The 7463-nt window shown below is 40.1% G+C and carries 5 protein-coding genes; 2 read left to right on the top strand and 3 right to left on the bottom strand.

The window, feature by feature from the left end; translation table 11 throughout:
* Positions 1–136: 136 nt before the first annotated feature.
* Positions 137–1129 (bottom strand): DUF21 domain-containing protein, encoded by a 993-nt coding sequence (locus H5072_RS07750; RefSeq protein ID WP_310735875.1) that lies wholly within the window; start codon positions 1127–1129, stop codon positions 137–139.
* 84 nt (positions 1130–1213) lie between these two features.
* On the opposite strand from H5072_RS07750, the gene H5072_RS07740 reads away from it, so the two are divergent.
* Positions 1214–3709 (top strand): S9 family peptidase, encoded by a 2496-nt coding sequence (locus H5072_RS07740; protein ID WP_182693178.1) that lies wholly within the window; start codon positions 1214–1216, stop codon positions 3707–3709.
* 216 nt (positions 3710–3925) lie between these two features.
* Positions 3926–4630 carry a response regulator transcription factor gene (locus tag H5072_RS07735; protein WP_002957913.1) on the top strand — a complete coding sequence of 235 codons (705 nt, stop codon included), beginning with the start codon at positions 3926–3928 and terminating at the stop codon, positions 4628–4630.
* Here the strand turns inward: H5072_RS07735 and H5072_RS07730 are convergent.
* A complete protein-coding gene (locus tag H5072_RS07730) occupies positions 4627–6138 on the bottom strand; it encodes a YifB family Mg chelatase-like AAA ATPase (RefSeq protein ID WP_182693177.1) in 1512 nt (503 codons plus the stop codon). The genes H5072_RS07735 and H5072_RS07730 overlap by 4 nt on opposite strands.
* 34 nt (positions 6139–6172) lie before the next feature.
* Positions 6173–6787 (bottom strand): trimeric intracellular cation channel family protein, encoded by a 615-nt coding sequence (locus tag H5072_RS07725; protein WP_007587018.1) that lies wholly within the window; start codon positions 6785–6787, stop codon positions 6173–6175.
* Between the last annotated feature and the right edge of the window lie 676 nt (positions 6788–7463).

Genomic DNA, 7463 nt, shown 5'->3' with positions numbered 1-7463 from the left:
AATGAGCTTGATGAACAAGAAGCGCCAAGTGTAGTTACTATAAATCTAAGCTAACATATCTAGGCTAACAAATTTAAGGGGGTTGTATTTATGTACAACCCCCTTAAATTTACCAATTCAGCCTTACGTTGTCTTTTTAACTCTCAGCTAGGCCTTGTAAAAACTCTAAACTTAACTTTTCTTGTGCATTAGTCTGATACGGCAACTGCTGTAAACTGTCGTACGAGAAATCGTTTATATCAAAATGGCTTATTTCACTATTCCCAAAGCTGTTACGCTCACCTGGGCTTGGCGACATTCTTTCTATTACAAAGTCACTTAAGCGCATATCGGTAACGCCCTTAGGTAATACTGACCAATGAGCTTTTAAGTCTACGGTTTGGCTCCCTTGTGTTAAGCGTTCCTTAGATACCAAATGAGCAAGTGGTGTATCACCACTATATAAATTCGCCCTAACACGATACAAACCACTTTTTATCACCGTTAAATTAGCTGGCATAATCATGTTTTCATTTTGAGCATAAGCAATTTCAAAACCTGTCAAAGTAGCACTTGGCGGCATATATTGAATTTGCGCAACTACGGGTACTTTTTTGCCGTCAACATCGCCCTGCACATACACTTGCAAACTACGAGGGTAATCTTCATCTTCTTTAAATGTAATAATTGCCTCACCTTCACGCGCATTGCCCGTATGGGTATTTAGTACTTCCTTTGTATCAGTATTTGCAAGTTCAATGACCACTTTACCAAGCCCTTGAGCGCTTACCTTTATTGTTATTTCTTCTGGATATACAAAACGATATTGTTTGAGGCTTACCGTTAAAGCATCGCCGCTTTCACCTATGGGGCTCGACACAGGATAAAACTGATTTGGCTTTAATCGATCTTCATCTAAAGGACTTAAAGGTTGAGAATAAGGAGGAAACTTTGTATTTAAAGTTAAAATAGCAGCTAAAGGCTGATCTATATTGTTTTTAAGCTTTTCGAGCTGTTTAGCAAGCTCAGGGTGTTTTTTTCTAAGTGATGCAACATAGCTGGGCGAAATACTTAATAACACAGCCTCCATCACAGAACATAAAAACGAAATAACAATCGCCACTACCATATAAACTATCAGTAAAGTCACTTTCTCTCCTCTATATTGGATATGTGAGCATGGTAACAATACATGCTATATTTGGCCAAACTTCCAATAATAATAGGCATAATAATGAAATTTAGCGCACCATGGTGTCATCAAAATAAGCTATTTAAGTACGCAGCAGCTCTTTTAACGCTTAGCAGCTTAAGCTTTGCTGCAATAGCTGCACCATTGGATAAATCAAAAATTCAGTTTATCGGCCCACTTGCCGAAGACATGCAGTTAAAGCCTTTTCAGACACCTCATGGCAGTGCGATTATTAACAACCTATTGCCGCAACTACAAGTAGACACAGATAGTTTTTCTGTATTTGGGAAAAAACAAAACTGGCAGCCGTTTAATAAAATCAATGCGCTCACTTTAGGTGGGTTACAGGCACTAAAATTTAATATTGAAACAACCCGCTTTACGCAAGGTACACTTACCTTAAAAGGGATTGAGCAAGGTCAGTTATTTATTAATGGCGAACTACAAACAGGCGATAAAAATAGCTATAAGTTAGCTTTAAATAACAGTACTCACACTGTTTTAATAGTAGCCCAGCAAGTAGCTAATTGGCACGATGTAACGCTTGATTTTGCACCTAAAAGCGACATTGATAAAATTACGCTCAGCACTTCACACATAAAACGTTTATCTGCAAAACAACTGTTTGATGCTCCTACCATTAGCCAATTATCACTCGCACCTAATGCCAAGCAGTACGTTACTACCACTCGCACTTATAGCGATAAAACACAAAATCAAGCAAATACAGTTACTGTACTTAAAGATTCAGACAATCAAACGCTTTATCGCTTTGAAGCAGGCCAACCAAGTAACATTATTTGGAGTCCAGATAACCAATATTTAGTGTATTTGTTAAATGGTGAGCTTAAACAACTTAACCGTAAAAACTTCTCAATAAAAACATTAGCAAACGATTTAGAAGGAGCTAATGGCTTTACCTTTTATAACGACACCAGTCTTTTGTTTAGCTGGTCTAAATCACCTGAGAGTACTAACAGCTTAACCAAGCACTATAAAGGTCTGCAAGATCGCTGGTCGTATGCACGTTCCATCAGCCAAATTTATATGCTTGATACTAAAAGTGGTTTAACAAAAGCACTTAGCCAAGGTCCTCTTTCTTACAGCCTTGAAGATTCAAATAGTAACCGTGGCAAAGTATTAATGAGCCGCCCAGTAATGGCAATGCAAGCATCAACTCACCCTGAAACAGAGCTTGTTGAACTCGATTTAAAATCAAACAAGCTTTCATCGCTTGGTAAATTCAAAACGTTTAATTTAGCCAAATATACAAATAAAGATATTTATGTAGTTGCAGGCCCTGACTTTAAAAATGGCGCAGGCAGAGCATTACCAAAAGCTATGCTCGCTAATAACTACGACGGGCAACTTTACCTACTTACTGAAGGCGGTAAAAACGTAAAAGCACTCAGTAAACAGTTCGACCCCGCTATTGGCCAACTGCACGTTTTAGAAAACGGCGATGCGCTTATTAAAGTAACAGAGCAAGACACTCAACCACTTTATCTATTTGATTTAAGTAAACAGCGCTTTAAAAAATTAAATACGGGATTGGATATTGTTGAAAAATTTAGTTACTCGCACGACCGTAATACCGAAATTTTACTAAGTGGCACTAACGCTTTAGCGCCACAACAACTAAAGCGCCTGAACGTAAGTAAAAATAAAACAGATTTAATATGGGATTCAAAACCAAGTAGCTATGCAAATACACGACTCCCTACATTAGAAGAGTTTAATTTTAAAAATAAACATGGGGTTGAAATAACGGGCCGTGTGTACATTCCTAGCAACTTAGATAAAACTAAAAAGCACCCTGCGCTCGTGTATTACTACGGCGGTACTTCACCAGTTACGCGTGGTTTTACAGGTCGTTACCCGTTTAACTTATGGGCAGAAAATGGCTATGTTGTTTATGTAGTGCAACCTACTGGCGCAACAGGGTTTGGACAAAATTTTTCAGCGCAGCATGTTAATGCCTGGGGCGACTACACCGCAGACGATATTATCGAAGGCACGCAAGCCTTTTTAAATAAATACAACTATGTTGATAGTAAAAAAGTAGGTAACTTAGGGGCATCGTACGGTGGCTTCATGACCATGTTATTAGCAACTAAAACCGATATATTTAGTGCTTCAATAGCTCATGCGGGTATTTCTAATATTACCTCGTATTGGGGTGAAGGTTGGTGGGGTTACTTATATTCTGGCGAAGCATCAAAAAATAGCTTCCCGTGGAATAACCCTGAGCTTTACAGCCAACATAGCCCTGTATTTCATGCCGACAAAGTAACAACACCTATGCTACTTCTTCATGGTGATAGCGATACCAATGTACCTGTTGGCGAAAGCTTAACAATGTACACCGCACTTAAACTGCTTAATAAGGACGTAGAGTTAATCGAATACAAAGGCGCCGACCATCAAATTTTTGCACGCGATAAACGATTTGATTGGTGGAACACTATGCTCGCATACTTTGATAAAAAGCTAAAAAACGAGCCTCAATGGTGGGACTCGATGTATAAAAATGACTGAGCCTGAACCTTTAAAATAACAACTTAATACAGATTTATTAATAGTAGAATTAATTATTTAGCACCTTTTAATTAGTCTAAAGGTGCTAACCTCATCCTCTAATAACGTCTTATACATCTTTGAAATATTAAGTTACTTAAAACTAATAAACCCCCTTCTCAGCATTTACCTAATGGTGCTACCATACAGAGCTATAAGCATTCAAAATAAAGTACTATGGCTATTAATGTTTTATTGGTTGAAGACGATGAACTACTCGTTAAACGCATCCAAAATCACTTTGCAGATACCGAATTTACAATAGAGGTAGACCCCACTGGCGCTGATGCACTTAACATTGTAAGGCAGCGGGTAAACCTGCGCGGTGCTATATCATTAGCCATAATTGACATTGTCTTACCAAAGCGCGACGGGCTTCAGCTCGCAAAAGAATTAAACACACTGACCGATATTGGCGTTATTGTATTATCGAGTCGTGACTCCCAAGCCGATCGTATTGCAGGCCTTGCACAAGGTGCTGATGACTATATTTGTAAGCCCGTCGATTTACTTGAGTTAGAGCTTCGCATGCGCGCGCTCTATAAGCGTGTTGCCGTTAACCTAGAAGACGACGAAAGCGAAGAGTTTATAGAATATGCTGACTTTAAGCTTCATCCTGATAACCGCACATTAATTACTGCTGCGGGCGTTGAGTCACGCTTAACTGAAGCCGAACATAAAGTGCTTATTTGCTTAATTAGTAATGCAGGTAAAGCCACATCCCGTGAAAAAATATCTGAAGAAATAGGCCAGCCCGATTGGAGTCCAAACGATCGTACTGTTGATGTGCTTATTGGTCGTTTACGTAAAAAATTAAATGACGAAAAAGATCAAAAACGCATCGTTACCGTACGCGGTAAAGGCTATATGCTTTCTATTTAATACTTAGTTAATTGCGCAATAAGGCGCTCAAATGCGCGGTAATTAAGTGCTTCTTTAAGCTCATTTAAACTAATGTTTTCAGCGCCTTTTAAATCACTAATTGTACGCGCCACCTTAATTACTCTATGGTAAGAGCGTGGCGATAAAGACAACTTTTCGCTTGCTCTGGCTAAAAACTGCAACTCTGCTGGCGCCAGTACACAGTGCACACTCATTTCTTTATTATTAAGCCTCGCATTAACCTTACCTTGGCGTTTTAGCTGCACATAATAAGCAGCCTCAACTCTTGCTCTAACCTCAGCACTGGTTTCCTCTGGTTTGGTACTTTGTAGCTCAACACTCGTTAAACGAGGTAGTTCTATTTGCAAATCAATACGGTCAATAAAAGGCCCCGACACGCGTGATAAATAACGCATAACTTGATCGGGAGTTGCCCGCTTATCAGTATGGCTCCCCGTTGGGCTTGGGTTTAATGCTGTAATAAGCTGAAACTGCGCTGGGAACTCCATTTGCCTAGCTGCACGTGAAATAGTTACTGTGCCGGTCTCCATTGGTTCACGCAGTGAATCAAGCACCTTACGCTCGAATTCCGGTAACTCATCTAAGAAGAGCACACCGTTGTGTGCCAGCGAAATTTCACCAGGCTTGGGATTTGAAGAGCCCCCCACCAAAGCAACAGCTGAGCACGTATGATGCGGATTACGAAATGGCCGCTGTCGCCAATTAGTTAAATCTATGGATTGTCCAATAATAGAGTAAAGCGCAGCTGTTGAAATAGCTTCATCGTCCGACATAGTAGGCATAATTGTAGCCATTCGCTGGGCCAGCATTGATTTACCAGTACCTGGAGGGCCTAAAAATAGTAAATTATGCCCGCCAGCTGCGGCAATTTCGAGTACTCGCTTTGCACCGGGCTGACCTTTCACATCGCTTAAATCGAGCAAAAAGTCAGGGGCTTGTGTGCAGTCGGGATACTCTATATTTAATGGCAAGGGTTGTTGATTAAGTAAATCCCCCCACACTTCTTGAATAGAGCTTACGGCTTTGCGTTTAACGCCATTAACTAGGCTTGCTAGGCTGTCGTTTGCAAGAGGTAAAAAGCAGCAACGATTTTGCTCTTTTGCAGCAAGTACCGAAGGTAAAATAGCGTTTACACCACGCACCTCACCATTAAGAGCAAGCTCACCATAAAACTCGTACTTATGAATATCAGGGCACACTATTTGCCCAGAGGCGACTAAAATACCCACCGCAATAGCAAGATCAAACCGGCCACCATCTTTTGGCAAGTCGGCTGGGGCTAAATTTACGGTTATTCGTTGATCGGGAAAACCAAATTGAGAGTTTTCGAGTGCGCTACGCACTCTGTCTTTTGATTCTTTAACGGACGCTTCGGGCAGGCCTACAATATGAAAAGCGGGTAACCCATTTCCTAGGTGAACCTCTACAATAACTTCTGGGGCATTTATACCCACTTGAGCACGAGAAAATATACGAGCTAACGACATTCCTTATCCTAGTAAATGATGTGATTACACCAGTTTAGTCAGGATATTTAAAAACGTGTAATGTGATTTGCCATTTTATAGCAGCCAAACGAAGTAATAAGGTCATTAACATACCTAATACCATCGCCATTTCGGTTACTAACGAAAAACTAATGCCAAGCGTATAAACAGTGCCACCCGCTATACAGGTAATAGCGTAAAGCTCACCTTTTAATAGCATAGGGATTTCGCGTGCAAGCACATCTCGAATTAATCCACCAAAGCAGCCTGTAATTACAGCCATAATTACCGCAGTCATATCGGGCATACCAACAAGCTGCGCTTTTTGCGCCCCCATTACTGCAAAAAAAGCTAAACCAAACGCATCCGCTGTTTGTAAAATATAATGAGGTATCGGCTTTTGTTTATTTATAAGGCGCGTTGTAACAAATACTGAAGCTAGTATGGCAAAAAAGTAACTTTGATCGTGTAACCAAAAGACAGGAACATCTAAAATTAGATCTCGCACTGTACCACCACCAATAGCAGTTACCGTCGCTAAAACTACGACCCCAAAGCCATCCATTTTTTTTTCGTACGCTAGTAAAGTGCCCGATACAGCAAACACCGCAATACCTATTAAATCAAACCAGTGGTAAAGTTCAGTCATATTTGTAACAACCCAAAAATATTTGTGCCGTTTTAACACAAACTAAACAAAGTTTTAAGTAATAACGATTTATTTTAAGTCGTTTATAACTTTTGTGAAGTGTATCTCAGGGAAGCGGGAGCTTGTGCTTGTGCTTATGAGTAGTGAATACCTCATGCTGTGAAGACGATCTTTAACCTATAAGCTAAATCACCACACTCATCAAATTTCAGGTATAAAAAACACGCTTTAAGTATGTTGTTCCATTCTTATTTATTTCAATGGTTGCGGGAGCCTGAGTTTGTAAAAAGCGAACCGACGACCTTCGGGTTATGAGCCACAATATACACACCAAATTTTAGACATAAAAAAACACGCTTTAAGCGTGTCGTTTCATTCTTATTTATTTCAGTGGTTGTGGGAGCCTGAACTTATAAAAGGTGAACCGGCGACCTTCGGGTTATGAGCCACAATATACACACCAAATTTTAGACATAAAAAAACACGCTTTAAGCGTGCCGTTTCATTCTTATTTATCTCAGTGGTTGCGGGAGCCTGAACTTATAAAAGGTGAACCGACGACCTTCGGGTTATGAGCCACAATATACACACCAAATTTTAGACATAAAAAAACACGCTTTAAGCGTGTCGTTTCATTCTTATTTATTTCAGTGGTTGCGGGAGCCGGATTTGAACC

The organism is Pseudoalteromonas sp. SR45-5, from assembly GCF_014163565.1.
GTDB classification, from domain to species: domain Bacteria; phylum Pseudomonadota; class Gammaproteobacteria; order Enterobacterales; family Alteromonadaceae; genus Pseudoalteromonas; species Pseudoalteromonas distincta.
This window is presented reverse-complemented; position numbering and strand designations above follow the sequence as displayed.